At 72.9% G+C, this 24,381-nt stretch carries 25 protein-coding genes; 4 read left to right on the top strand and 21 right to left on the bottom strand.

Features of this window, described 5'->3' with window-relative positions; genetic code table 11:
* Positions 1–22 precede the first annotated feature (22 nt).
* Positions 23–1,477: an aldehyde dehydrogenase family protein gene (locus BLA60_RS38440; protein WP_075138017.1), complete on the top strand. Its 1,455-nt coding sequence runs from the start codon at positions 23–25 to the stop codon at positions 1,475–1,477.
* Here BLA60_RS38440 and BLA60_RS46370 read toward each other — a convergent pair.
* The 8 genes from BLA60_RS46370 to guaB all read right to left on the bottom strand — a co-directional run bounded on the left by BLA60_RS46370 (position 1,458) and on the right by guaB (position 11,037).
* Complete coding sequence (locus BLA60_RS46370) at positions 1,458–2,975, bottom strand: FAD-binding oxidoreductase (RefSeq protein ID WP_075138016.1); 1,518 nt, start codon at positions 2,973–2,975, stop codon at positions 1,458–1,460. The genes BLA60_RS38440 and BLA60_RS46370 overlap by 20 nt on opposite strands.
* A 24-nt stretch (positions 2,976–2,999) precedes the next feature.
* Positions 3,000–3,290: a hypothetical protein gene (locus BLA60_RS45990; protein ID WP_154814890.1), complete on the bottom strand. Its 291-nt coding sequence runs from the start codon at positions 3,288–3,290 to the stop codon at positions 3,000–3,002.
* Entirely contained in the window at positions 3,277–4,539 is a 1,263-nt protein-coding gene (locus tag BLA60_RS38430; RefSeq protein ID WP_245812454.1) for an FAD-dependent monooxygenase, read from the bottom strand. Before BLA60_RS38430 ends, BLA60_RS45990 begins: the two co-directional genes overlap by 14 nt.
* A gap of 20 nt (positions 4,540–4,559) precedes the next feature.
* Positions 4,560–5,516: an MBL fold metallo-hydrolase gene (locus BLA60_RS38425; protein ID WP_075138015.1), complete on the bottom strand. Its 957-nt coding sequence runs from the start codon at positions 5,514–5,516 to the stop codon at positions 4,560–4,562.
* Positions 5,509–7,191 carry a GMC family oxidoreductase gene (locus BLA60_RS38420; RefSeq protein WP_075138014.1) on the bottom strand — a complete coding sequence of 561 codons (1,683 nt, stop codon included), beginning with the start codon at positions 7,189–7,191 and terminating at the stop codon, positions 5,509–5,511. The genes BLA60_RS38425 and BLA60_RS38420 overlap by 8 nt, the downstream gene beginning before the upstream one ends.
* Positions 7,192–7,225: 34 nt before the next feature.
* Complete coding sequence (locus BLA60_RS38415; RefSeq protein WP_075138013.1) at positions 7,226–8,257, bottom strand: GNAT family N-acetyltransferase; 1,032 nt, start codon at positions 8,255–8,257, stop codon at positions 7,226–7,228.
* Positions 8,258–8,372: 115 nt separating this feature from the next.
* Positions 8,373–9,509, bottom strand: a complete 1,137-nt coding sequence (locus tag BLA60_RS38410; protein ID WP_075138012.1) for a GuaB3 family IMP dehydrogenase-related protein — start codon at positions 9,507–9,509, stop codon at positions 8,373–8,375.
* A gap of 25 nt (positions 9,510–9,534) precedes the next feature.
* Positions 9,535–11,037, bottom strand: a complete 1,503-nt coding sequence (guaB, locus tag BLA60_RS38405) for an IMP dehydrogenase (protein WP_075138011.1) — start codon at positions 11,035–11,037, stop codon at positions 9,535–9,537.
* Positions 11,038–11,126: 89 nt separating this feature from the next.
* Between guaB and BLA60_RS38400 the strand changes: the two genes are divergently transcribed.
* Positions 11,127–11,540, top strand: coding sequence for a DUF5319 domain-containing protein (locus BLA60_RS38400; protein ID WP_075138010.1), 414 nt, complete (start codon positions 11,127–11,129; stop codon positions 11,538–11,540).
* A 39-nt stretch (positions 11,541–11,579) separates the two neighbouring features.
* On the opposite strand, the gene BLA60_RS38395 is transcribed toward BLA60_RS38400, so the two are convergent.
* The 6 genes from BLA60_RS38395 to BLA60_RS38370 form a co-directional block, all read right to left on the bottom strand.
* On the bottom strand, positions 11,580–11,774 hold the full coding sequence (locus BLA60_RS38395; RefSeq protein WP_075138009.1) for a hypothetical protein: 195 nt from the start codon (positions 11,772–11,774) through the stop codon (positions 11,580–11,582).
* Positions 11,771–12,724: an anti-sigma-D factor RsdA gene (locus tag BLA60_RS44020; RefSeq protein WP_075138008.1), complete on the bottom strand. Its 954-nt coding sequence runs from the start codon at positions 12,722–12,724 to the stop codon at positions 11,771–11,773. The genes BLA60_RS38395 and BLA60_RS44020 overlap by 4 nt, the downstream gene beginning before the upstream one ends.
* The gene (locus tag BLA60_RS38385) at positions 12,725–13,297 is read right to left on the bottom strand and encodes a sigma-70 family RNA polymerase sigma factor (protein WP_075138007.1); all 573 of its coding nucleotides are present in this window, start codon (positions 13,295–13,297) and stop codon (positions 12,725–12,727) included.
* Positions 13,298–13,534: 237 nt separating this feature from the next.
* Positions 13,535–14,131, bottom strand: coding sequence for a response regulator transcription factor (locus BLA60_RS38380; RefSeq protein ID WP_075138006.1), 597 nt, complete (start codon positions 14,129–14,131; stop codon positions 13,535–13,537).
* Positions 14,132–14,252: 121 nt separating this feature from the next.
* Positions 14,253–15,164: a hypothetical protein gene (locus BLA60_RS38375; protein ID WP_245812452.1), complete on the bottom strand. Its 912-nt coding sequence runs from the start codon at positions 15,162–15,164 to the stop codon at positions 14,253–14,255.
* The gene (locus BLA60_RS38370; RefSeq protein WP_342744818.1) at positions 15,161–16,120 is read right to left on the bottom strand and encodes a MerR family transcriptional regulator; all 960 of its coding nucleotides are present in this window, start codon (positions 16,118–16,120) and stop codon (positions 15,161–15,163) included. Before BLA60_RS38370 ends, BLA60_RS38375 begins: the two co-directional genes overlap by 4 nt.
* Positions 16,121–16,343: 223 nt before the next feature.
* On the opposite strand from BLA60_RS38370, the gene BLA60_RS38365 reads away from it, so the two are divergent.
* Entirely contained in the window at positions 16,344–16,643 is a 300-nt protein-coding gene (locus BLA60_RS38365; protein WP_075138005.1) for a WhiB family transcriptional regulator, read from the top strand.
* A gap of 200 nt (positions 16,644–16,843) precedes the next feature.
* On the opposite strand, the gene groL is transcribed toward BLA60_RS38365, so the two are convergent.
* Positions 16,844–18,481 carry a chaperonin GroEL gene (groL, locus tag BLA60_RS38360; protein ID WP_075138004.1) on the bottom strand — a complete coding sequence of 546 codons (1,638 nt, stop codon included), beginning with the start codon at positions 18,479–18,481 and terminating at the stop codon, positions 16,844–16,846.
* 77 nt (positions 18,482–18,558) lie between these two features.
* On the bottom strand, positions 18,559–18,852 hold the full coding sequence (gene groES / locus BLA60_RS38355; RefSeq protein ID WP_075138033.1) for a co-chaperone GroES: 294 nt from the start codon (positions 18,850–18,852) through the stop codon (positions 18,559–18,561).
* Positions 18,853–19,181: 329 nt separating this feature from the next.
* On the opposite strand from groES, the gene BLA60_RS38350 reads away from it, so the two are divergent.
* Positions 19,182–21,089 carry an N-acetylmuramoyl-L-alanine amidase gene (locus BLA60_RS38350; RefSeq protein WP_075138003.1) on the top strand — a complete coding sequence of 636 codons (1,908 nt, stop codon included), beginning with the start codon at positions 19,182–19,184 and terminating at the stop codon, positions 21,087–21,089.
* 54 nt (positions 21,090–21,143) lie between these two features.
* Here the strand turns inward: BLA60_RS38350 and BLA60_RS38345 are convergent, their stop codons facing one another.
* The 5 genes from BLA60_RS38345 to BLA60_RS38325 are packed head-to-tail and all read right to left on the bottom strand — an operon-like array spanning position 21,144 to position 24,360.
* The gene (locus BLA60_RS38345; RefSeq protein WP_075138002.1) at positions 21,144–21,446 is read right to left on the bottom strand and encodes a DUF4873 domain-containing protein; all 303 of its coding nucleotides are present in this window, start codon (positions 21,444–21,446) and stop codon (positions 21,144–21,146) included.
* A gap of 29 nt (positions 21,447–21,475) precedes the next feature.
* On the bottom strand, positions 21,476–22,519 hold the full coding sequence (gene tsaD / locus BLA60_RS38340; RefSeq protein WP_075138001.1) for a tRNA (adenosine(37)-N6)-threonylcarbamoyltransferase complex transferase subunit TsaD: 1,044 nt from the start codon (positions 22,517–22,519) through the stop codon (positions 21,476–21,478).
* A complete protein-coding gene (gene rimI / locus BLA60_RS38335) occupies positions 22,516–22,983 on the bottom strand; it encodes a ribosomal protein S18-alanine N-acetyltransferase (protein WP_075138000.1) in 468 nt (155 codons plus the stop codon). The genes tsaD and rimI overlap by 4 nt, the downstream gene beginning before the upstream one ends.
* A 2-nt stretch (positions 22,984–22,985) precedes the next feature.
* Positions 22,986–23,627 (bottom strand): tRNA (adenosine(37)-N6)-threonylcarbamoyltransferase complex dimerization subunit type 1 TsaB, encoded by a 642-nt coding sequence (tsaB, locus tag BLA60_RS38330; RefSeq protein ID WP_075137999.1) that lies wholly within the window; start codon positions 23,625–23,627, stop codon positions 22,986–22,988.
* A 34-nt stretch (positions 23,628–23,661) separates the two neighbouring features.
* Entirely contained in the window at positions 23,662–24,360 is a 699-nt protein-coding gene (locus BLA60_RS38325) for an HAD family hydrolase (protein WP_075137998.1), read from the bottom strand.
* Positions 24,361–24,381 lie beyond the last annotated feature (21 nt).

Genomic DNA, 24,381 nt, shown 5'->3' with positions numbered 1-24,381 from the left:
CGGAAGGAACTACGGTGGGGGCATGAACGCGACAGAGCCGCACCTGCCGACCCCCCGGCCGGCCTGGATCGCCGGCCAGGCCGAGCAGAGCGACCAGACGCTGGCGGTGCACCACCCCTACGACGGTGACGAGATCGCCACCGTGTGTGTGCCCACCGCCGAGCAGGTCGAGCGCGCGGTCAGCGCCGCGGTGGCGGTGGCCAAGGAGTTCCGCACGACGCCGGCGCACCTGCGGGCCGCCGCCCTCGACCACGTGTCCCGTTCGCTGCGCGAACGCGCCGACGAGGTCGCGGAGATGATCACCGCCGAGAACGGCAAGCCGCTCAAGTGGGCCAACGTCGAGGTCAACCGGGCCGTGTCGACGTTCCGGTTCGCCGCCGAGGAGGCCCGCCGGTTCTCCGGCGAGGTCCAGCGGCTGGACACCGATCCGACCGCGGAGGGCCGGCTGGCGATCGTGCGGCGGGTGCCGCGCGGCCCGGTGCTGGGCATCGCCCCGTTCAACTTCCCGCTGAACCTGGTCGCGCACAAGATCGCCCCGGCGATCGCCGTCGGCGCGCCGATCATCGTCAAGCCGGCGCCGCGCACCCCGCTCTCGGCGCTGCTGCTCGGTGAGCTGCTCGCCGAGACCAACCTGCCCGAGGGCGCGTTCTCGGTGCTGGCGCTGGGCAACGAGGAGACCTCCGCGCTGGTCACCGACCCTCGGCTGCCGGTGGTGTCGTTCACCGGATCGGGTCCGGTCGGCTGGTCGCTGATGGACGCCGCCCCGCGCAAGCAGGTGGTGCTCGAACTCGGCGGCAACGGCGCGGCCGTGGTCTGCGCCGACTGGCCGGACCTGGACTTCGCCGCGCAGCGGATCGCGACCTTCGGCAACTACCAGGCCGGGCAGTCGTGCATCGCGGTGCAGCGGGTGCTGGTGGACCGCAAGGTCGCCGACAAGTTCCTGCCGATGCTGCTGGGCGCGGTGGGCCGGCTGCGCACCGGCGACCCGCACGACCCGGACGTCGAGGTCGGCCCGCTGGTCGACGAGGCGGCCGCGCGGCGGCTGGAGACCTGGGTCCAGGAGGCCGTCGACGGGGGCGCGAAGCTGCTGGCCGGTGGCAAGCGCGACGGCGCGAGCCTGGAGCCGACCGTGCTCTCCGAGGTCCCCCGCGACGCCAAGGCCTGGTCGGAGGAGGTGTTCGGCCCGCTGCTGGCGGTGTCGGTCACCGACGGCATCGACGACGCGTTCGCGCAGGTCAACGACTCCCAGTACGGCCTGCAGGCCGGGGTGTTCACCCGCGACGTCCAGGTGGCGTTCCGGGCCCGCGCCGAGCTGGACGTGGGTGGCGTGATCGTGGGCGACGTGCCGTCCTTCCGCGCCGACCAGATGCCCTACGGCGGGGTGAAGGGCTCCGGGGTCGGCCGCGAGGGCATCCGCAGCGCGATGAACGACTTCACCGAGGAGCGGATCATGGTGCTCACCGGTCTGGAGCTGTGAGGCCCTGCCGGAAGGCGAACACGCCGTCGGGGTCGTAGCGGCTGGCGACCTCCCGCAGGCGCGGGAGGTTCTGGCCGTAGTAGGCGTCGGCCCAGTCGGGCATGGCCGGGTCGATGTAGTTGACGTAGCCCTTCGCGCCGGCCAGTGCGCCGAGGCCGTCGCGGACCTCGCCGACCTGGTCGGTGGCGGCCCGGGCACCGGCGGCGGTGTTGGCGTAGATCTGGGCGCTGGCCAGCGCGCCCCGGTGCGGGAACGCGGTGTCGCCCGGCGCGACCGCTGACACAGCGCCGCCGAGGGAGTCCAGCAGCAGGTCAAGGCCGGTTCGGCCGGCGAGCAGGCCGGTCACCGCCGCCGGGTCGACCGGCCCGTCGAGGATGCGGGACGAGGCGACGAACGACTCGCGGCCCAGTTGTCCGCCCTCGGTCTCCGGGTGGCACTGGGCGAGGTCGCGGGTGGAGCAGCCGCCGAAGTAGCGCATGGCGTCCAGGTAGCTCCTGGTGGACAGCAGCACCGAGGTCGCGGTGAGCCCGATCCGGTCGAGCTGGCGCCGGCAGCCGGTCTCGTCGCCGACGAAGCAGCCGCCGATCCGCACGCCGGGTGGGGACCCGGCGGAGAGCACGCAGTTGGTCCACAGCTCGTCGGGCAGGTCGGCGACCCAGTTCTGCCAGGCGCCGAGCACCTGGTCGGCGCCGACGCCGAAGCGCAGCGAGAACACGGTCAGCTCGGGCGCCGGCTCGGTGGCGAAGGTGAACGAGGTGACGATGCCGACGTTGCCGCCACCGCCGCCGCGCAGCGCCCAGAACAGGTCGGGGTCCTGGGCCTGGGACACCGTGGCGACCTCGCCGCCGGCGGTGACGATCCGCGCCGACACCAGCCGGTCGCAGGTCAGGCCGTACTTGCGGGCCAGCACGCCGATGCCGCCGCCCAGGGTCAGGCCGGCGACGCCGACGGTCGGGCAGGACCCGGCCGGCAGGGCGCGGCCGGCGGCGGCCAGGCCGGCGTAGACGTCGATCAGCCGGGTGCCGGCGCCGACAACGGCGGTGCCGTCCGGCGCGACCTCCACCCCCGAGAGCGGGTTGAGGTCGACGACCAGCGCGCCGTCGGGGTTGCTGTAGCCGGCGTAGCTGTGCCCGCCGGAGCGGGCGGCGATCGGGATCCGTGACCCGGCGGCGACCTCGACGCAGGCCTGGACGTCCTCGTCGCGCGTGCAGCGGGCCACGGCGGCCGGGCGGCGGCCGTCGAACAGCGGGTTGTACACCCGGCGGGCGGCGTCGTAGCCGGGCTGGCCGGGCAGGTGGAGGCCGCCGGGCAGGCGGGCGGCCAGGCCGGCCCAGTCGGGCGGTCCCGGCTCGGTCGTGGCGGTGGTCGTCGGTGGCGGCAGGGCGGTGGAGGACCTGGTCGGGGTGGGACGCGGGTCGCCGGTGGTGCCCGAGCAGGCGGTGGCCGCGCCGGCGGTCAGCGCGGCGGCGGCACCGAGGAACGTTCGGCGGGTGAGCACGCCTGGTAGACGTCCTGGCGTTGGTCAGGTTGCCGGCGACCACCCGGTCGCGCGCCGCAGGGCCGCGCTGACCAGCGGCGCGAGCTGGGCGGGCACCTGCGGCTCGGTGATCCTGGCGGCCAGGTACCCGTCGGGGCGCACGACGGCGAGCGAGCGGGGCGCCAGCCCGATGGCCCGGGCGAGGGTGTCGTCGGCGGACTGGTCCAGCGGCACGGGCCGGCCGGTGAGTTCGCGTTCCCAGTCGTCGGCCGGGCGCCACGGGCACCAGTGGGTGAGCACGGCGAAGCGCGGGCCGACGAGTTCACGCAGCCGCATGCCCCACTCCAGCCGGGCGTCCGGGCAGGGCGCGCCGGGCCGCAGCAGGTTCGGCGCCAGGTACGGCACCGGGGTGAACCGGGGTGGTGAGCGGCGAGTCGGGGTAGTGGTGGGGTTCGGCGAGGCGGCCGGAGTCGATCTGGTCGCGGGCGTGTTCGTCGGTGACCGCGCGGGTCAGGACGTCGGTGCGGTGGGCGCGGTCGGCGTCGGTGCCCGGGACGAGGAAGCGCATGGTCTCGCCGGTGACCCGCAGGTTCTCCTCGGCGGCGGCGCCGCGCTCGGTGTCGTAGGAGGCGAGCAGGCCGGGGCCGGCACGCCCGGCGCGGTCCAGGGCGATCTTCCAGGCGGCGTTGTCGGCGTCGCAGATCCCGGAGTTGAGGCCGCGCGCGCCGAACGGGCTCATCACGTGCGCCGCGTCGCCGGCCAGCAGGACCCGCCCGACGCGCATGGCCGGTACCCGCCGCTGGTGGAACCGGTAGACCGACAGCCAGATGATCTCGTAGTCGCCGTGTCCGACGACGGCCCTGATCCGCCGGTCGAGGCCGTCGCCGGCGCGTTCGGCGTCCAGGTCGAAGTCGTGCGGTACCTGCCAGTCGATGCGCCACACGCCGCCGGGTTGGGGGTGCAGCAGGACCTGGCGGCCGGGGTTCCACGGCGGGTCGAAGTAGAACCGGCGTTCCGGCACGGTGAGGCCGAGGTCGGCGCGCAGGTCGGCGATCAGGAACTTGTCCGAGTAGGACGTTCCGGGGAACGGCAGGCCGAGTGACTCGCGGACCGCCGAGTGCCCGCCGTCGGCGCCGACGAGGTGTGAGCCGAGGACCTCTGAGTCCGACGTGGACACGGTGACGCCGTCGGCGTCCTGCTCGACGCCCACCACCCGCTGCCCGCGCCGCACCTCGACCAGCGGCTCGGCCGCGATCCGGTCCTCCAGCAACAGTTCCACGACCGACTGCGGGGTGTTGACGAACGGCGGGAACGCGCTGTCGCCGAGCACCGGGAAGGTGATCTCGGCGACCTGGTGCTCGCGGTAGTAGGTGCGGCCGCGCGTCCAGGTCACCCCGGACTCGGCGACCGCCGCCCCCACCCCGGCCCGTTCCAGGATGTCCAGCGAGTCGCGCTGTACGCAGATCGACCGGCTGCCGACCGCGATCCGCCGCGGCTGCTCCTCCAGCACGACGGTGGGCACCCCGCAGCGGGCCAGCAGCAGCGCCGCCACCATGCCGACCGGCCCGGCTCCCGCGATCACCACCGGCCGCGTGTCCCGCGCGCTCAGGACTGCAACTCCGCCCACACCCGCTGGTCGCGTTCGGCGGTCCACACCCTCGGCCAGTCGATCCCGTCCAGTTCGTCCCAGTGGCGCGCGACGTTGAAGGGCAGGCAGTGCTCGAAGATCGGCCAGCCGCCGTACTCGTCGACCAGTGCCGCGTGTGCCGCCGCGAACGCCTCGGCCAGGGTGCCGGCCCGCGCGTGCACCTGCCCGACCGTGCGGCACAGTTCGTCGAGGAAGTGGCGGCTCTGCGCGATCGCCGCGCGGACCTCGTCCTCGCCGTGCACCACCGGCCCGCGCCCGCCGACCAGCGCCACCGCCGGGAACTCCGCCACGGTGTCCAAGGTGGACGTCGCCCAGTCGCGGTGGAACGCGTCGCCGGTGTAGAGCGCGGCCCGCGCCTCGACCAGGTCCCCGGCGAACAGGATCCGCTCGGCCGGCAGCCACGCCACGATGTCACCGGCCGTGTGCCCGCGCCCGCAGTACGCCAGCACCAGCTCCCGGTCTCCGCCCAGCGGGATCGTCAGCCGGTCGGCGAAGGTGAGCGTCGGCCAGGTCAGGCCGGGGATCGACGACGGGTCCTCGAACAGCCGGGGCATCCGCGCCAGTTCCGAGGCCCAGTCGGCCTGCCCGCGTTCGGCGATCAGCGCGCGGGTCCGCTCGTGGGTGATGATCTCGCCCGCCCCGAACGCGCTCGCGCCCAGCACCCGCACCGCGTGGTAGTGGCTGAGCACCAGGTACCGCACGGGTTTGTCGGTCCGCTCCCGCAGCAGGTCGAGCCACCGCCGGGCGGCCACCGGGGTGGCCCGCGCCTCGAAGCAGACCAGGAAGTCCTCGCCCTCCACGGCGGCGACGTTCGGGTCGCCTTCCGCGGTCAGCGCGTACACCCCGTCCGCCAGCTCGGTGAACGTCTCCGACTTCGCCTCGAGATCTCCGCTGGACGCGAACGACTTAGCCACGGTCCCAGCCTGCCACGGACAGCGCCCCCGGCGCGCTCGCCGGCACCGCGGGGGCCTTCGGCGCGACCGGCTCGATCCGCGCGTAGTCCGCGCCGGGCTCCGGCCGGGGATCGGGCTCACCCTTGTTGGGCCACAACGAGAACGCCCGCTCGGCCTGCGCGGCGATCGTCAACGACGGGTTGACGCCCAGGTTCGCCGAGATCGCCGACCCGTCGACCACCGACAGGCCCGGGTAGTGGTGCACCCGGTGGTAGGGGTCGATCACCCCGTCGTCGGCGGTCGCGCCGATCGGGCAGCCGCCGATGAAGTGCGCGGTCAGCGGGATGTTGAACACCTCGCCCCAGGTCCCGCCGGCGATCCCGTCGATGTGTTTGGCGGCCAGCTGGTTGGCCTCGTAGCCGGCCCTGATGAACGTCGGGTTCGGCTCGCCGTGGCCCTGCCGCGAGGTGTAGCGGCGGCGGCCGAACAGGCCCTTGCGGGTGAACGTGGTGATCGAGTTGTCCAGGCTCTGCATCACCAGCAGGATCACCGTCCGCTCGCTCCACCGGCGCACCCGCAGCAGCGCGGCGCTGCGCGCCGGGTGACGGACCAGGTAGCGCAGGACCTGGAGCCAGCGCGGGGTGGCCGACGCGCCGTCGGTGGCGATGGTCTGCAACAGGCCCATGGCGTTGCTGCCCCGGCCGTAGCGCACCGGCTCGATGTGCGTTGTCTCGTCCGGGTGGATCGACGAGGTGATCGCCACGCCCCGGGAGAAGTCCCGGTCTGGGTCCACCGAGGTGCGCCCGGCGCCGATGATGGCCTCGGAGTTGGTGCGGGTCAGCTCGCCGAGGCGCGGCGAGAGGTCCGGCAGGACGCCCTGGTCGCGCATGGCGTGCAGCAGCCGCTGGGTGCCCCAGGTGCCGGCCGCCAGCACGACCCGCTGGGCCGTCACGCTGGCCCGGGTGCGGTGGCCGGTGCGCCGCAGGTCGACAGCGAACCCGCCGTCGGCGCGCGGACGCACGGCGGTCACCGTGGTCAGCGGCAGGACCTTCGCCCCGGCCCGCTCCGCCAGGTACAGGTAGTTCTTCACCAGGGTGTTCTTCGCGCCGACGCGGCAGCCGGTCATGCACGAGCCGCATTCGGTGCAGCCGGTGCGCGCCGGGCCGGCGCCGCCGAAGTACGGGTCGGCCGCGTTCTCGCCGGGCCGGCCGAAGTACACGCCGACCGGCGTCGGGTGGTAGGACTCGGCGACGCCGAGGTCGGCGGCGACCTTGCGCATCACCTCGTCGGCCGGGGTGGTCGACGGGTTGGTGACCACGCCGAGCATCCGCGAGGCCTGGTCGTAGTGCGGGGAGAGCTCGGCCTCCCAGTCGGTGAGGTGGGCCCACTGCCGGTCGGTGAAGAACGGCGCCAGCGGGCGGTAGAGGGTGTTCGCGTACACCAGCGAGCCGCCGCCGACGCCGGAGCCGGCCAGGATCATCACGTCCCGCAGCAGGTGGATGCGCTGGATGCCGAAACAGCCCAGCGCGGGCGCCCACAGGTACCGGCGGAAGTCCCAGGAGGTCTCGGCGAACTCGTCGTCGGCGAAGCGGCGACCGGCCTCGACCACCGCCACCCGGTAGCCCTTCTCGGTCAGCCGCAGCGCGGCGACACTGCCGCCGAAACCCGAGCCGACCACCACCACGTCGTAGTCCATACGCACTGAGGCTAGCCAGCGGCCGGCGCGTTATCTACTGGTCAGTACGTAACTTCCCGAAATGCACCAGATCCCGCCGGACCCCGCCACGCAGCTGCGCCCCGCGCAGCACACCCTCCCGGGTGAACCCCGCCCTGGCCAGCGCCTTCTGCTCGGCGACGTTGTCGACGTCGGTACTGGCCTCCACCCGGTCCACCTCGGTCGTGGCGAACAGGTACTCGGCCAGCAGCCGCTGCGCCGTCGACCCGACCCCCCGGCCGCGTTCGCCGGCCAGCAGCGCGATGCCGATGTTCCACGCCGCGCAGCCGACCGTGCCGCCGTAGTCGACCGCGTGGTAGCTGACCCCGCCGAGCAGCGTGTGCTCCCGCTCGTCCAGCACGCTGAGCAGCGTGCTGTGCGACGGCCCCATCACCTGCGGCCGGTCGTCCCGGTCCACGGTGAACTCGCCGACCGAGGCCCGCACGTAGCGTTCCCGCTCACCGGCCACCGGCACCGCCAGCGCCACCCCGTCCCCGGACGCCACCACCGCACGCGGCGACCCCGCCGCCGGCGGCTCCAGATCGCTCCGCAGCAGGGCGTACTGGACCAGGTCGTGGCGCACCCCGTCACGCAGCTGCGCGCCCCGCAGCACACCCTCGGCGCGGAACCCGCCCTTGGCCAGGACACGCTGCGCGGCCACGTTCGTCACGTCGGTACTGGCCTCGATCCGGTCGAGGTCGGTGGTGTCGAGCAGGTACTCGGCCAGCAGCCGCAGCGTCCGCGCACCGACCCCGCGCCCCCGCGCGTTCGGCAGCAGCGACATGCCGATGTTCCACGCCCCGCACGCCCTGGTCCGCCCGTGCCCGACCGGGTGCCAGTTGACCTGGCCCACCAGCTCCCCGTCGGACAGGTCCACCACCGCCAGCCGGTGCACCTGGACATGGTGCTCCGGGCGCCGCCCGTCGTCGTCGACGTCGAAAGCCCCGTCGTCGCGCGAACCGAGCCACTCCCGGTCCCCGTCGAGCACCTCCCCGAGCGCGACCCCTTCGCCCGAGACCACGACCTTCCTGCGGGTGGAGGTGCTCATGGTCGCTCCGCTCCCGCTCCGCCGCCAACACGCCGTCTTCCCTCGTCGCGTGCCCGGCGCTGACGCGCCTGCGCGCGCCCCTCAGTCCAGACGGCGCACGCTCTGTCGCTGCCGCTCATCCGGCGCGAACCGTCAGGCCGACCTTCTGGAACTCCTTGAGATCCGAGTAGCCGGTCTTGGCCATGGCGCGGCGCAGCGCGCCGAACAGGTTGATCAGGCCGTCGGCGTCGGCCGACGGGCCGAACAGCAGCGTGCGCAGGTCGACGACCTCGTCCGGGCCGGCGACCGGCTCGACCCGGCTGCGCGGCAGCGACGGGTGCGCGGCGGCGGCCGTCCAGTACAGCCCGCCGCCAGGGGACTCGCTGGCCAGGGCGAGCGGCGCGCCGAGCATCACCGCGTCCGCGCCGCAGGCCACGGACTTGGCGATGTCGCCCGAGACGTGCACACCGCCGTCGGCGATCACGTGCACGTACCGGCCGCCGGTCTCGTCGAGGTAGTCGCGGCGGGCGGCGGCCGCGTCCACGATCGCGGTGGCCATCGGCACGCCGATGCCCAGCACGTGCTCGGTGGTGGTGGCCTCACCCGAGCCGTAGCCCACGATCACGCCGGCCGCGCCGGTGCGCATCAGGTGCATGGCCGTGCGGTAGTCGTGCACGCCGCCGGCGATCACCGGCACGTCGAGGTCGGCGATGAAGTTCTTCAGGTTCAGCGGCTCGCCGCCGCGCGAGACGTGCTCGGCCGACACGATCGTGCCCTGCACGACCAGGATCTCCACCCCGGCCGCCAGCAGCTCCGGGGTCAGCTCGGCCGCCCGCTGCGGGCTGACCCGCGCCGCGGCCGTCACCCCCGACTCGGTGACCTTCTTGACCGCCTCGGCGATCAGCTCGGTGCGGATCGGGGCCGCGTGCAGCTCCTGCAGGACCCGGGTCAGCGCCGTCAGGTCGGCGTCGTCGACGGCCGCCTGCACCCGCCCCAGCGCCTCCTCGACGTTGGCGTGCCGGGCCCACAGGCCCTCGGCGTTGAGCACCCCCAGCCCGCCCAGCCGCCCGACCTCCACCGCCGTCGACGGCGAGACCACCGCGTCGGTCGGGTGGGTGATCAGCGGGATGTCGAACCGGTAGGCGTCGATCTGCCACGCGGTGGACACGTCCTTGGACGAGCGCGTGCGCCGCGACGGCACGATCTCCACGTCCTCCAGACCGAACGCGCGCCGCGCCGTCCGGCCCATGCCGATCTCGACAAGATCCCGCACTGTCCTACCTCCGAGCGAGCGCGCCTCAGCGCGTGGTGTAGTTGGGCGCCTCGACGGTCATGGTCACGTCGTGCGGGTGGCTCTCCTTGAGCCCCGCCGCGGTGATCCGGACCAGCTGGGCGTTCTGCAGCTCGGCGACCGTGGCCGAACCGGTGTAGCCCATGCCCGCCCGCAGCCCGCCGACGAGCTGGTGCACGACCTGGGACAGCGGCCCGCGGAACGGGATCCGCCCCTCGACGCCCTCCGGGACCAGCTTGTCCTCGTTGAGCACGTCGTCCTGGAAGTAGCGGTCCTTGGAGTAGGACCTGGCCTCGCCCTTGGACTGCATGACCGCCAGCGACCCCATGCCCCGGTAGGTCTTGAACTGCTTGCCGTTGACCAGGACCACGTCGCCGGGCGCCTCGGCCGTGCCGGCCAGCAGGCTGCCCAGCATGACCGCCGACGCGCCGGCCGCGATGGCCTTGGCGATGTCGCCGGAGTACTGGATGCCGCCGTCGCCGATGACCGGGATCCCGGCCGGCCGACAGGCCAGATCGGCCTGGTAGATCGCGGTGATCTGCGGGACGCCGACCCCGGCCACCACCCGCGTGGTGCAGATCGACCCCGGCCCGACACCGACCTTCACGCCGTCGGCCCCGGCCTCGACCAGCGCCTGCGCGCCGGCCCGGGTGGCGACGTTGCCGCCGACCACGTCCACCGCGTCACCGAGTTCCTTCTTCAGTAGGGCCACCATCTCCAGCACGCCCCGCGAGTGGCCGTGCGCGGTGTCCACCATGAGCACGTCGACCCCGGCCTCGACCAGGGTCATCGCCCGCTTGCGGGAGTCCTCGCCGACGCCGACGGCCGCCCCGCACAGCAGCCGGCCGTCCGGGTCCTTGGTGGCGTTGGGGAACTGCTCGGTCTTGACGAAGTCCTTGACGGTGATCAGCCCGCGCAGCTTGCCGGCGCCGTCGATGATCGGCAGCTTCTCGACCTTGTGCCGGCGCAGCAGCCCCAGCGCCGCGTCGGCCGACACCCCGACCTGGGCGGTGACCAGCGGGACCGTGGTCATCACCTCGCTGACCGGGCGGGTGTGGTCGACCTCGAACCGCATGTCGCGGTTGGTGATGATGCCGACGAGCATGCCCTCGGCGTCGGTGACCGGCACCCCGGAGATGCGGTAGCGCGCACACAGCGCGTCGACCTCGGCCAGCGTCGCGGTGGGCAGGCAGGTGACCGGGTCGGTGACCATGCCGGCCTCGGACCGCTTGACCGTCTCGGCCTGCCGCGCGTGCTCCTCGATGGGCAGGTTGCGTTGCAGGATCCCGATGCCGCCCTGCCGGGCCATGGCGATCGCCATCCTGGCCTCGGTGACGGTGTCCATCGCCGCGGACACCAGCGGAACACGCAACGTGACGTTGCGCGACAGGCGGGTGCTGGTGTCGACCTCGCTCGGCACGACATCGGACTGCGACGGCTGGAGCAGCACGTCGTCAAAGGTCAGCCCGAGCATGGCGAACTTGGCCGGGATTCCCTCAGCGGTGGTCATCGTGGCCCTTCTTCTTGCCGATTTCCGCAGGCGGCGGCGCGTTGAACCATGGTATCCGGACCCACCGACGCCTCCGCCCGGTACCGTGCGTGGTCGTGAGGGACGACGCACTACCGCCTGACCCGTTCGCCGGAGACCCCAACGACCCCGCGCGGGCGCTGGACGACGAGGCCGCCTCGGTCACCGACGAGCCCGTCTCCGCCCAGGAGCGGGCCGAACTGTTGGCCGACCTGCGGGACCTGGCCGTCTACCAGGCGCTGCTCGAACAGCGGGAGGTGCGCGGGGTGGTCGTGGACTGCGCCGAGTGCCAGGAACCGCACTACCACGACTGGGCGCTGCTGCGGGCGTCGCTGGAACAGCTGCTCAACGACGGCCGGATGCGCCCGCACGAGCCGGCGTTCGACCCGAACCCGGCGGCCTACGTGTCCTGGGAGTACTGCCGGGGTTTCACCGACGGCGTCACGGCCACCGCCAAGCAGGCCCTGACCGAGCAGAAGCACTGACCGCAGCGCTGACCCAGCGCTGACCGCGGTACCGACCAGCTACTGGCTCGCCGTCTCGGTCACCGGGTCGTGAACGTGCCAGCCGTCGCCGTGCGGGCAGCGGCGCGCGGTCAGCCGCCCGAGTGACTCCTCGACCAGCGCGGTCGCCGCCTGCTCGACGAGCAGGGCCCGGCCGGCGCACTCGGCGCACCTCGGTGCCTGGCTGTACACGGTCCCCGGCGCCAGTTCCGTCATTCGCGCGGCGCCAACGCGCTGTTGGGCTCGACGTTGATCGTGTTGCCACTGCCACTGTCGCTGCCGCCGGCCGGCTCGCCGACGCCACCGGTCCCGCCGCCGCCCCCGCCGGTGTCACCGGAGCCGGGCGTGGTCTCGCTGCGGGAGGACTCGCTGGGCGTCGTGGTGTCCGACGGCGGGGTCGTGGTGACCGGGGCCTGCGGCTGGGTGGTGTCCACCGGCGGCGAGGACGGCGAGGTCGGGCTGGTGCCCGAGTCGGACCCGCCCGGTCGCGTGTCGGAGTCGGGCGCGGTGGTCGGGTTGGGCTTGGGCGGGTTGGAGGCCTCGCCGGACGGGTTGCCCGGCAGCTGCTCGACCAGCGACGCGTGCTGTTTCTCCAGGTCCTTCTGGCCGTCCTCGACCGACACGGTCGGCAGCGCGGCGTGCGCGTCCTCCAGCTTGGACTTCGCCTCGGCGACCCGGCCCTCGGTCAGCGCGGCCCTGGCCTCGCGCAGGTCGGCGCGGACCGCCTCGGCGGCCTCGACCGAGCGGGTGTGGTCGGAGTAGAGCACCTTGGCCAGTGCCCAGAGCGTGTCGCCCGGCTGGGCGTCGCGGGCGGCAAGGCCGATCCCGGCGAAGGCGATGGCGAGTACCGCGGCAGCGGCGGCGACGGGGACCAGCAGGCGGGGCCGGCGCTTGCGGCGCAGCCGCGCGGCCTGCACGGTGACGGTGGCGAGCTTCGGGTCGACGAGTTCTCCGGCGGGTTCGGCCTCGACGTCACGTCTCCAGGACATCAGCAGCGCGCTGAGCTGGTCGTCGGGCACACCGTCGGGGTCGTCCAGGTCGGCGCCGGCCAGCAGGTCGAGGTACTCGTCGTCGGCGTGCACCATCGACAGGTCGAGTTCCAGATCCGCGGCGGTGCCGAAAGGACGGCCTTCCTCGGGCGAGTCGTGATCGTCTCGATCGTTCATTCAGACCACCTCCTCCGCGGACAACGTCTTGCGTAACCGGGCGAGCGCGCGGTGCTGCGCCACCCGGACCGCCCCCGGTGTCGAGCCGACCGCCTCGGCGGTCTCCTCGGCCGAGAGCCCCACCACGACGCGCAGCAGGACGATGTCCCGCTGCTTGTCGGGTAGTACCTCGAGCAGTTCCTTCATCCGGCGGCTCAGATCCTGCTGCATCGCGCGCTGCTCAGGACCGGCCTCGGTCTCCGGTTCATCAGGAACGTCGGCCACCGGCTCGGAACGGTTACGCCCGGCGGCGCGATGCGCGTCGGCGACCTTGTGCGCGGCGATGCCGTAGACGAACGCCAGAAAAGGGCGTCCCTGGTCGCGGTAGCTGGGCAATGCCGTGAGCACCGCGAGACACACCTCCTGTGCGACGTCGTCTGCCGAAGCGAACGAACGCTCCTGCCTCCCAACCCGCGCGCGGCAGTACCGCACGACTAGGGGCCGGATGGACGCCAGCACCCGGTCGATGGCGCGTGGGTCACCGTCGACGGCGGCCCCAACGGAAGCATCCAGTCCGTCCCCCAATGTGGTCATCGCAGCGAGCAGCCTCAGTGTTACGTGCGGGTACAGTCAGTCAGCCATCACTTACCCGGGAGCGGCCCGTCCCGCCAGCGGGTCCCATCCACCGTACCGCGCAGAGCAACGGAGTCCGATCCGCGCGCGTACGCGTGGATCGGCGACGGCCTGACCAGCGAACTTGTCCGGAACGCGCTGAACGACGCCTGCCCCGCATGGCGTGCGGGTGGCGTCGTCCGGTTCGCCGAGTGTGATTCAGGAAACGAGACCGCGGCGGAAGCCGTGAGCGACGGCCTGCGCGCGGTCCCGGACGCCCAGCTTGCGGAACAGCCGCCGGGCGTGGGTCTTCACGGTGTCCTCCGAGAGGTAGAGCTCGCGGCCGATCTGACCGTTGCTCTTGCCCATCGCCATGCCGCGCAGCACCTGCAACTCGCGATCGGTGAGCTGGACACCGGGATCGGAGGGCTGGCGCGGGGCGGGCACCGAGGTGCTCGCCAGGGTGTGCGCGAGCGCGGCCACCAGCTCCGGGCGCGAGGCGTCCCAGCGCAGGTAACCCCTGGCCCCACCGGCGATCGCGGCGGCGATGCTGCCGGCGTCGTCGGGCGCACCGAACACGATCACGTTCGCCTGCGGGTTCGCCGAGACCAGACGCCTGGTCGCCTCGACCCCGGTCGGCACAGCACGCTGGGTGCCGACGAGGACGACGTCGACCGGAGCCCGGGAGAATCTGGCGAGCAGCTCGTCACCGTGTGCTACACAGTCGATGCGACTAACCCCTGGAACCGCGGACATGACACGGGTCAAGCCTTCCCGCACGCCGCGGCGGTCGTCGCAAATCAAGACCGTCGTCACGGGGACTCCTTCCTGCAGCCGAGTGACGTACTCCTCCCTATCGGACGCTTCGGGGCGAACCTTGACACGATCTGGTGGTAATTCTTCCGACCAGTTCGCCCAGATGTCCGTACCCACCCCGTCACCCGGTTGGGCCAGCGAAGCGAGGCACCCAGACTGAGCGCTCCGCGAGCTGGCGGCCGACCGGGTCGGCCCGACGTAACACGCTGTGTAAGGCTACTGCGGCACACCGACAGAATTGGTCCGCTCGGGTGGGTGCCAACTCCGCCATAATCATCGCCGCGGGCCACTCGAGTGTGACGAGTCCCAGGTCGGCGGCCTGGTCCAGCGCCGGGGACACCAGCCGCGCCGCCCGCGCCCCGTGACCGCTCGCCGCCAGGGCGGCCCCCAGGACCAGCGACGACTTGACCTGGTGGCGCGACGACGGCCCGGCCAGGGCCTCCTCGGCCGCCGGTTCGGCGTGCCGGACCGCGTCGGCCGCCCGCCCGGCGGCCAGCTCGATCTCGGCCCGCACCCAGCCCGCCCGCACCCCGGCCCGCCAGCCGGCCGCCGGCACCGAGGCGTCCGCCGCCGCGACCAGCCGCCGCGCCTCGGCCAGCCGCCCGAGGCCCACCGCGTCGGCCGCCAACCCCACCAGGAGGTCCGACCGGGCGAGGGCGACCAGCCCGGCGAACGCCGGGTCGTGTTCACCCGTTCGACCCACGGTCACGCCGGCCAACCGGCCCAGACCGGCCGCGTCGAGGCGGCGGGCGTCGGCGTGGCCGCCGAGCTGGCGGCGGTGCGAGGCGAACGTCGCGGCGGCCAGGGCGGCCAGCACCGGGTCCGCGCCGAGCATCAGCTCGTCGAGCAGAGTCGCGGCACGCGCGTACCAGCCCTGGGCGCCGAGGACGACCGCCGCCAGCCAGCGTTCGCGCGGGTCGGGCGGCACGGCGCTGACCTCCAGGTCCGGCCTGGCTCCGAACGCGGCATCGTGCAGCACGCCGTGTGGCAATTCGTGCGGCACGTCGTGCGGTGAACCGACCGGGGAGCTCACCGGGGCGCACCGACCAGGGCCTCGATCCGGCGGACGGCGCCGGCCAGGCCGTCGAGCCGCTCCACCCGGCCGGGCAGGTCGTCGGCCAGCCAGCCGGGGCCGCAGGCGAACAGCCGCACCCGCTGGCGGGTGCGCGGCACCCCGCCGAACACCTCCGCCCCGCCCCGGCGGGCGCGCGCCGACCAGACGGCGACCGCGGCCGGCCCGGTGCGGCGCACGGCGGCGGCCAGCGCGGCCGGCGGCAGGTCCGGCCCGAGCAGCTGGGTGCCGATGCCCGCCTGGGCCAGCGCCGCGCGCAGTACATAGACGGGCAGGGCACGCCGCTCGCCCGGCACGCCGCACAGCAGCACCGGGTGCGGGTTGCGCGCGACGGTGACCAGCGGCGTCGCGCCGATCATCGCGGCCAGGACGCACTCCTCGACCATCCTGGCGACCTCGACACACCCGCCGTGCCCGCCCAGCGCGCCCAGCACCGGCGCCAGCACACCGTCCCAGCAGGCCAGGACGCCGAGGTCGCGCACGGCGGCCTCCACCAGCTGCTGGGTGACGACGGCGTCCATGGCCGTGGCGGCGCGGTTGATGCCGACCACCGACGCCGACCGGTCGAGGATGTCGGGCGGGCGGTCCCGCTGGGCGATGATCCGCACGCCCTCGGCGGGCCGTCGCGAGCTCAGCGCGTAGCCGGCGGCCTCGGCCGGGGTGACCCCGCGCAGCAGCGCCTGCTGCATCAGTTCGAGGCGGGCGACGTCGGCCGGGGCGTAGCGGCGGTGGCGGCCGGTGGTGTGGCCGCGCGGGCCGATGCCGTAGCGGCGGTCCCAGGTGCGCAGGGTCGCGGGCGCGACGCCCAGCCGGCGCGCGACGGCGGCCACCGACAGGGTCGGTTCGGCCGGGTCCCCCGCGACGGCCGGTCGCAGGAGTGAGACCCCACCCGACACGGGGTCGCGATGATCGCCCACGGACGCCTCCTCACGTCGCCACCCTCCCATCGTCGGGTGATCGACAGCGTCCGGCAACAGGATCAACGAACACGCTCTGTCTATCTGTTTCACCGATCGGCTGAAATGCCTGGCCAAAGAGTCGATCACCCTTGAACAAGCATTGGCGCGGTTCTAGCGTTGGTCCCGCTGCACCGAATGGAGTAGTCGGTACGTCCATTTTCCGGCGAGGGAGGCGGTCACCATGGCAGACACTCGGAGGCTCCCCGGGCCCAACGCAGATGTGTGGGACTGGCAGCTCGAGGGTTCCTGCCGCGGCATGGACAGTGCGTTCTTCTTCCACCCCGACGGCGAACGGGGCCCAGCGCGGGCCCGCCGCGAGGCGAGAGCGAAGGCCATCTGTCAGGCGTGCCCGGTGCTGACGTTGTGCCGCAAGCACGCGCTCGCCGTCCACGAGCCCTACGGCATCTGGGGCGGGCTGTCCGAGGGCGAGCGCGAGGCGATCATCAAGTTGGAGAAACGGGCCCTCGCCGTCGCCACCTGAGCCGCCGACAGTCCTCGACAGTCGTCACAGCCGAACGCCGCGCCACCCCCGGTTGCGCGGCGTTCGCCATTCCGAATGCCGTTTCGAGATCGCGCGGAACGTGAGGTCACGAAAAAGACACGACCCGACCAACGTGGGGACAACGAAAACGCCGCGTCCGAAATTCGGACGCGGCGTTCCGCTGTTTGCTGGTGGCCGGGTCAGAAACCCGGGCCGTGGCCGTGACCGTGGCCGTGGCCCTGGCCGGCGCCCTCCGGCTCCTCTTCCTTCTTCTCCACGACCGACGCCTCGGTGGTGAGCACCATCCGGGCGATGGACGCGGCGTTGGTGACCGCGGAGCGGGTGACCTTGACCGGGTCGACGACGCCGTCGGCGACCAGGTCGCCGTAGGTCAGCTTGGCGGCGTTGAACCCGTGGCCCCACTCCTGGCCGGCGACCTTGGAGACGACGACCGGCCCCTCGACCCCGGCGTTGGCCGCGATCCACACCAGCGGCGCGGCGAGGGCCTTCTGCACCAGGCGCACACCGACGGCCTGGTCGCCGGCCAGCGACGCGGCCAGCTCGTCCAGCTCGGCGGCGACGTGCACGAGCGCGGACCCGCCGCCGGGCACGACGCCCTCCTCGACCGCGGCCCGGGTCGCCGCCACCGCGTCCTCGATGCGGTGCTTGCGCTCGGACAGCTCGGTCTCGGTGGCCGCGCCGACGCGGATGACCGCGACGCCGCCGGCCAGCTTGGCCAGCCGCTCGGAGAGCTTCTCCCGGTCCCAGTCGGAGTCGGTGTTCTCGATCTCCTTGCGGATCTGCTCGGCGCGGGCCGTCACGTCGGCCTTGGCGCCGCCGCCGTCGACCAGCGTCGTCTCGTCCTTGGTGACCACCACGCGCCGGGCGCTGCCCAGCACGTCCAGGTCGACCTCGGAGAGCTTGATGCCGACCTCGGCGGACACGACGGTGGCGCCGGTGACGACGGCGAGGTCGTCGAGGAACGCCTTGCGCCGGTCACCGAAGAACGGGGCCTTGACCGCGACCGCGCGGATCGTCTTGCGCACGGAGTTGACCACGAGGGTGGACAGCGCCTCACCGTCGACGTCCTCGGCGATGATCAGTACCGGCTTGCCGGCCTGGGCGATCTTCTCGAGGATCGGCAGCAGGTCGTTGAGCGAGGAGATCTTCTCCCGGTGCAGCAGGACGTAGGTGTCCTCCAGCACGGCCTCCTGCGCCTCCGGGTCGGTGGCGAAGTGGGCGGAGACGTAGCCCTTGTCGAACTGGACGCCCTCGGTGATGACGAGTTCGGTGGCCATCGTGGAGGACTCCTCCACGGTGATCACGCCGTCCTCGCCGACCTTCTCGATGGCCTCGCCGAGCAGCGCGCCGATCGAGGCGTCACGCGAGGCGACGGTGCCGACCTGGGCGATGCTCTCGCGGCCCTTGACCGGCGTCGCCTTGCTCTTGAGCGCGTCGACGACCGCGTCGGCGGCCAGCTGGATGCCCTGGCCGAGGGCCGTGGGGTTGGCGCCGGCGGCGACGTTGCGCATGCCGACCCGGACCATCGCCTGGGCGAGCACGGTGGCCGTGGTGGTGCCGTCACCGGCGATGTCGTTGGTCTTGGTGGCGACGTTCTTGGCGAACTGGGCGCCGAGGTTCTCGAACGCGTCGTCCAGCTCGATCTCGCGGGCGATGGTGACACCGTCGTTGGTGACCGTCGGGCCACCGAACTTCTTGGCGAGGACGACGTGGCGGCCGCGCGGGCCGAGCGACACCTTGACGGCGTCGGCGAGCTTGTTCACCCCGCGCTCGAGCGCCCGACGAGCGTCCTCGTCGAAGCTGATCTGCTTGGGCATGTCCTACCTTTCTCAGACGCACCACGCCCCGGCAGCCCCACTGGGCCACCGGGGCGTGCGGTTGACTTCGCCAGGCGTCAGTTGATGACGGCCAGCACGTCGCGGGCGGAGAGGATGAGGTACTCCTCGCCGTTGTACTTCACCTCGGTGCCGCCGTACTTGGAGTAGATGACGACATCACCGACGGCCACGTCCAGCGGGACGCGGTTGCCGTTGTCGTCGATCCGGCCCGGCCCGACGGCCATGACCTTGCCCTCCTGGGGCTTCTCCTTGGCAGTGTCCGGGATGACGAGACCGGAAGCCGTCACGGCCTCGGCCTCGCTCGCCTGGACAACGATCTTGTCCTCGAGCGGCTTGATGTTCACGCTCACCGCTGTGACCTCCACGGGTCGACTCGATTGCGTTGGCAGTTACCTTGTAGCTGCGGCTCCTGCCACCCCGCCGTCGCGGGTGCCGGGGCGGTGTCGGCCGTTCGCTGGCACTCTACCCATGCGACTGCTAACCGTGCAACGAGGGTGGTGACTGTCATGGGGGACCCGTTCGCGCGGGGCCATGACCGCACGCCGGGACGTGCCGGAGCGGGCCACCCCGGCTGACAGTCTGTTACCAACTAAGCCGTTTGGACGTAAAACGTTGACGGCCCCGGTGGCGGACACCAGAGTGATCCTGTCCGGAATTCGCCCTTCCCGGGGAGGCCGCCATGCGCCGGTCGTCTGTGTTCCTCGTCGCGGTGGCCACCGCGGCTCTCGGCGTGGGGGTGGTCGACGCGGCCGCCGAAGTGCCGGGGCGCCAGGAGGTCTACGCCGCCGCGGCCGCCGAGTTCGGAGTTCCGGACAGCGTCCTACTCGGAGTGTCCTATTTGGAGTCCCGGTGGAACGTCAACAGCGGAACTCCCAGTACCAGCGCGGGTTACGGGCCGATGCACCTGACCGACGTCGCCGCCGCCAACGCCGGCGGAAGCCATCATGACGGCGGGACCGAGGACCCCCGGGGCGACACCGCGCGGCCGACGCTGCTGCCCGAGCCCCGCGCGGTGGACCTGTCGTCGCCGACACTGCGCACCATCGAGCGGGCCGAGGACCTGACCGGGGTCGACCGGGCCACCCTGCGGACCGACGTCACGCAGAACATCCGCGGTGGGGCCGCGCTGCTGGCCCACCACCAGCGCACGCTCGGCATCGACAGCGACGACCCGGCGGACTGGTACGGCGCGGTCGCCCGGTACTCCGGCGCCACCGACACCGACACGGCCGCCGCGTTCGCCGACGAGGTGTTCGCCACGATCGGCCAGGGCGCCGACCGGGTCACCGACGACGGCCAGCGGGTGCGGCTCGCGGCCACCGACCTCACGCCCGACACCGGTCAGCTCGACGCGCTCGGGCTGCGCGAGACCCGACGGTCGGAGGCCGAGTGCCCGCGCGGGCTGGGCTGCGAGTGGCTCCCGGCGCCCTACGAACAGTTCGGCGACGGCGACTACGGCAACCACGACAAGGCCAACCGTCCGCAGTCGCAGAAGATCGACTACATCGTCATCCACGACACCGAGGCCAGCTGGCAGACGACGCTGGACCTGGTCGCCGACCCGACGTACGTGAGCTGGCAGTACAGCCTGCGGTCGGCCGACGGGCACATCGCGCAGCACGTCAAGGCCAAGGACGTCGCGTGGCAGGCCGGGAACTGGTACGTCAACTCCAAGTCGATCGGGTTGGAGCACGAGGGATTCGCGGCCCAGGGCACCTGGTACACCGAGGCCATGTACCGCAGCTCCGCGAAACTGGTGCGCTACCTCGCGGCGAAGCACCGCATTCCGCTGGACCGGGCACACATCATCGGTCACGACAACGTTCCGGGGACCATTCCCTCGACCGTGCGGGGAATGCACTGGGACCCGGGCCCGTACTGGGACTGGGGCCACTACTTCGACCTGTTGGGCGCACCGTTGCGTGGCGTCGGGAACGAGCGCGCCGGCCTGGTGACGATCAAACCGGACTTCGACCGGAACCGACCGGCCTTCACCGGTTGCGACGCCACCGGCGAGCCCTGCCCCTCCCGGGGATCGACCTCGGTGATCCTCCACTCGGAACCGTCGTTCGACTCGCCGCTGCTCAAGGACATCGGGCTGCGACCGGACGGTTCGCCAGGGACGATGCACATCTCGGACCACTCGTCGCGGGTGGAGACCGGGCAGCGGTTCGCCGTGGCTGACCGGCAGGGCGAGTGGACCGCCGTGTGGTACCTGGGGCAGAAGGGGTGGTTCCACAACCCACGCTCGGCGCCGACGGCGGTGTGGTCCGGCGGGTTGGTGGTCACGCCGAAGCGTGGGCTGGATTCCGTTCCGGTCTACGGGCGGGCCTATCCGGAGGCGGCGGCCTACCCGGAAGGGGTGCCGGCGCAGGCCGTCGTTCCCCTGCAGTACTCCCTGCCGGCCGGGCAGAAGTACGCGGTGGGACTGGTCACCGGGTCGGAGTACTACTACGCGGTGACGTTCGACTCGGCCAATCACCGGGTCGTTCGTGGGGCGATGACCTACGTGCAGGTCCAGTTCGGGCATCGGATCGCCTACGTGAACGCGGCGGAGGTGGACATTCGGCCGTCGTTCTCGCGGTGAGGACGGCGTGAGACGGGCGGGGTCGGCCAGGTGGTCGGCCCCGCACGCCTGTGCTCAGTGCAGATCCGTGGGGAAGGGCGGCGGGGTGGTGCCGGTGATGCGGTAGCGGCCCCACGGGTCGGGGTCGGTCAGGTCACCCTGCGCCTGGCCGGTCGGCGTGGTCAGGTTGGCCGTGGCGCGGCGGGTGCCCAGCAACGCCGTCAGGGACTCGTTGGGTTGGATGCGGCCGTACCAGTGGTACTTGCCGTCGATCGGTTCGAAGTGGCCGGCGAGGGTCACCGTCACCGGGAGGTCGGTGTCGTCGACGCGCAGGGTCGCGGGGCCCTCGTAGCCGTCGTCGTCATGGGGGGCGTCCATCGGTACATGTTACCGCTGGTAATAGGTTTTCAGACGGAGACCGTGGTCACGGGAAGCGCGGGGTCGGCACTCAGGTCCAGGGGGGACGGGTGGACCTCGGCCGCCACCAGGTGCGCGCCCAACGCGGCGATCATGGCGCCGTTGTCCGTGCACAGCCGGGGGCGCGGCACGCGCAACTCGATACCGGCCTCGGCACACCGCTGCCTGGCCAGCGACGACAGGCGCGAGTTCGCGGCCACCCCGCCGGACAGGACCATCGTGCCGATGCCCAGCTCGTGCGCGGCGCGGACGGCCTTCATCGTCAGCACGTCGGCCACGGCCTCCTGGAACGAGGCCGCCACGTCCTCCACCGGGACGGGCAGGCCGTCGCGTTCGCGGTTCTCCACCCAGCGGGCCACCGCCGTCTTCAGGCCGGAGAACGAGAAGTCGAACCTGGCGTCCCGGGGACCCGTGAGGCCCCGGGGGAAACGGATCGCCTCCGGGTCGCCCTTGGCGGCCGCCTTGTCGATCGGCGGACCGCCGGGGTAGGGCAGGCCGAGGATCCTCGCCACCTTGTCGTACGCCTCGCCCGCGGCGTCGTCGATGGTCGAGCCCACCTCGGTGATCTTGGTGGCCAGGTCGTCGACGCGCAGGAGCTGGGTGTGGCCGCCCGAGACGAGCAGCGCCAACGCCGGTGACGGGAGGGCACCGTGTTGCAGGGTGTCGGCCGCGACATGACCGGGCAGGTGGTTGACGCCGTAGAGCGGCACCCGCAACGCGGCCGAGTAGGCCTTCGCCGCCGAGACGCCGACGAGCAGGGCGCCGGCCAGGCCGGGGCCGCAGGTCACGGCCACCGCGTCGATGTCGGCCAGGTCGACCTCGGCCGCCGCCAGGGCGCGGCGCATGGTGGGCACCATGGCCTCCAGGTGGGCTCGGCTCGCGACCTCCGGCACCACGCCGCCGAACCGGGCGTGCTGGTCGACGCTGGAGGCCACCTCGTCGGCGAGCAGCTCGATCCGGCCGTCGGTGTGCAGTCTGGCGATGCCGACCCCGGTCTCGTCGCACGAACTCTCGATACCCAGAACGAGACTCACTGTGCCTCCTCGCCGACCCGAGCCGGGCGGGCCATGGTGAACGCGTCGGCGCCGGAGGGCTGGTAGTAGCCGCGTCGCAGGCCGATCGTGGTGAAGCCGTGCGCCCGGTACAGGCCGATGGCGGCGGCGTTGTCGGTGCGCACCTCCAGGTACACCGGCGCGCGGAACTCGTCGGCCACCGCCAGCAGGGCACCGAGCAGCGCGCGGCCGACACCGTGGCGCTGCCACGCGGGGTCCACGCCGATCGTGTGCACGCTCGCCTCGGCGTCGCGGCGGGTGCCGACCACGGCCAGACCGGCGTAGCCGACCAGGGAATCGTCGACGTGCGCGCCAACGTAGTGGTTGCCGTGGTCCAACTCCGCGCGCAGCATCGACTCGCTCCACGGATCGTCACCGGCGAACAGCTGGCGTTCCAGCTCGGCGACCCGGGGCAGCTCCTCGTACTCCAGCGGGGCCAGCCGCACGCTCACGGCGCCGTCACCCGCTTGCGGGTGCCGGGCACGGTGGCGTCCGGGCGGCGCAGGTACAGCGGCACCAACGGCCGGGCCGGACGGTCCAGCTGCCCCAGAGCGGCGGTCACCAGACCCAGCGGGGTCGGGTACTCCTCGCCGGTGTGCGGCATCGTCAGCACGTCCCCGTAGAGGGTCGTGCCGGCGCGGCGGGGCGCGTCGGCCGGCACGTCGGCCGGGCGGTCCACGGCCGGGTTGGTCAGCGCCACCCCGTCGGCGTAGGTCGCCCAGTACAGCTCCCGGCGGCGGGCGTCGGTGGTCACCAGCAGGTGGCCGGTGGTGCCGGCGGCGATGGCGTCCAGGGTGCGGACCGGGTGCACCGGCACGCCCAACGCGTGACCGAGCGCACCGGCGGTGGCCATGCCGGCCCGCAGGCCGGTGAACGGGCCGGGACCCACCCCGCAGACGATCGCGTCGAGGTCCGGTAAGGCGTGGCCGGCGTCGTCGAGCGCACCCAGGATGTGCGGGGTGAGCAGCTCACCGTGGGCGCGGGCGTCCACGGTGACCAGGGTGGCGAGCACCTCGGGGGACGATCCGTCGACGGCGACCACCCCGGCCGTGACCGAGGGCGTCGCCGTGTCGACTGCGAGAACCAGCACGACGCTCAAGCGTAGCCGCAGGCCAGTCGGACCCTCAGCGCCACCGGTCGAGGACCGCCGGCAGCTCGGACAGGCGCTGGAGCACCGCGTCCGGCTCCACGTCCACCGGCACCTGCTGCTCGACCGGGATCTCGGTGTGCGGCACCAGCACCGCGCGCATCCCGACGCCCTTCGCGCCGCTGATGTCGTCGTAGGGCCGGTCGCCGACGTAGACGCAGTCGGCCGGGTCGTCGACGCCGACGGCGGCCATGGCCGCGCGGAACGCCGACGGGTGCGGCTTGGTGTACTCCAGGTCGCTGCTCCACACGGTGGCGTGGAACAGGTCAAGGACACCGTCGCGGCGCAGCACCTCCTCGTGCCAGGCGGCCGGCCACGGTGTCGAGGACAGCACGCCGACCCTCAGCCCCTGCGCGCGCAGCCCGGTGAGCAGCGGCGCGACCTCCGGGTCGGTGTAGGTGGCGTGCTCCCAGTAGGCGCGGTAGGCGGTGAACCCGCCGGGGTGCTCGGCGGCCTGCGCGGTGGCGAGCACCTGGCCGAGGGTGAACGCCCGGTGCTCGTCGCGGGCGACCCGCCACGCGTCGGCCTCGGCCGCCAGGATCGCCGAGGTCACCCGGGTGGCCTGGTCGACGTCGCCGGGGTGCAGGGCGTCGGCGTAGCTGCGCCACGCCGCCCGGTAGTCGACCGACAGCCACGGGGTGAGCGTGCCACCCCAGTCGAAAATCACCGCGCGCATGGGTTCCAGCCTACGGGGCGG

Source organism: Actinophytocola xinjiangensis (assembly GCF_001921215.1).
Classification (GTDB): Bacteria; Actinomycetota; Actinomycetes; order Mycobacteriales; family Pseudonocardiaceae; genus Actinophytocola; species Actinophytocola xinjiangensis.
This window is presented reverse-complemented; position numbering and strand designations above follow the sequence as displayed.

What these genes read in the sequence shown, in the direction of transcription:
- guaB (WP_075138011.1), bottom strand. Translation starts at nt 11,037, where the DNA reads ATGACCACCGCTGAGGGAATCCCGGCCAAGTTCGCCATGCTCGGGCTG.
- BLA60_RS44020 (WP_075138008.1), bottom strand. Translation starts at nt 12,724, where the DNA reads ATGAACGATCGAGACGATCACGACTCGCCCGAGGAAGGCCGTCCTTTC.
- BLA60_RS38385 (WP_075138007.1), bottom strand. Translation starts at nt 13,297, where the DNA reads ATGACCACATTGGGGGACGGACTGGATGCTTCCGTTGGGGCCGCCGTC.
- BLA60_RS38395 (WP_075138009.1), bottom strand. Translation starts at nt 11,774, where the DNA reads ATGACGGAACTGGCGCCGGGGACCGTGTACAGCCAGGCACCGAGGTGC.
- BLA60_RS38365 (WP_075138005.1), top strand. Translation starts at nt 16,344, where the DNA reads ATGGCAGACACTCGGAGGCTCCCCGGGCCCAACGCAGATGTGTGGGAC.
- BLA60_RS38415 (WP_075138013.1), bottom strand. Translation starts at nt 8,257, where the DNA reads ATGAGCACCTCCACCCGCAGGAAGGTCGTGGTCTCGGGCGAAGGGGTC.
- BLA60_RS38345 (WP_075138002.1), bottom strand. Translation starts at nt 21,446, where the DNA reads ATGGACGCCCCCCATGACGACGACGGCTACGAGGGCCCCGCGACCCTG.
- BLA60_RS38420 (WP_075138014.1), bottom strand. Translation starts at nt 7,191, where the DNA reads ATGGACTACGACGTGGTGGTGGTCGGCTCGGGTTTCGGCGGCAGTGTC.
- BLA60_RS38440 (WP_075138017.1), top strand. Translation starts at nt 23, where the DNA reads ATGAACGCGACAGAGCCGCACCTGCCGACCCCCCGGCCGGCCTGGATC.
- BLA60_RS38350 (WP_075138003.1), top strand. Translation starts at nt 19,182, where the DNA reads ATGCGCCGGTCGTCTGTGTTCCTCGTCGCGGTGGCCACCGCGGCTCTC.
- BLA60_RS45990 (WP_154814890.1), bottom strand. Translation starts at nt 3,290, where the DNA reads ATGCGGCTGCGTGAACTCGTCGGCCCGCGCTTCGCCGTGCTCACCCAC.
- BLA60_RS38325 (WP_075137998.1), bottom strand. Translation starts at nt 24,360, where the DNA reads ATGCGCGCGGTGATTTTCGACTGGGGTGGCACGCTCACCCCGTGGCTG.
- groL (WP_075138004.1), bottom strand. Translation starts at nt 18,481, where the DNA reads ATGCCCAAGCAGATCAGCTTCGACGAGGACGCTCGTCGGGCGCTCGAG.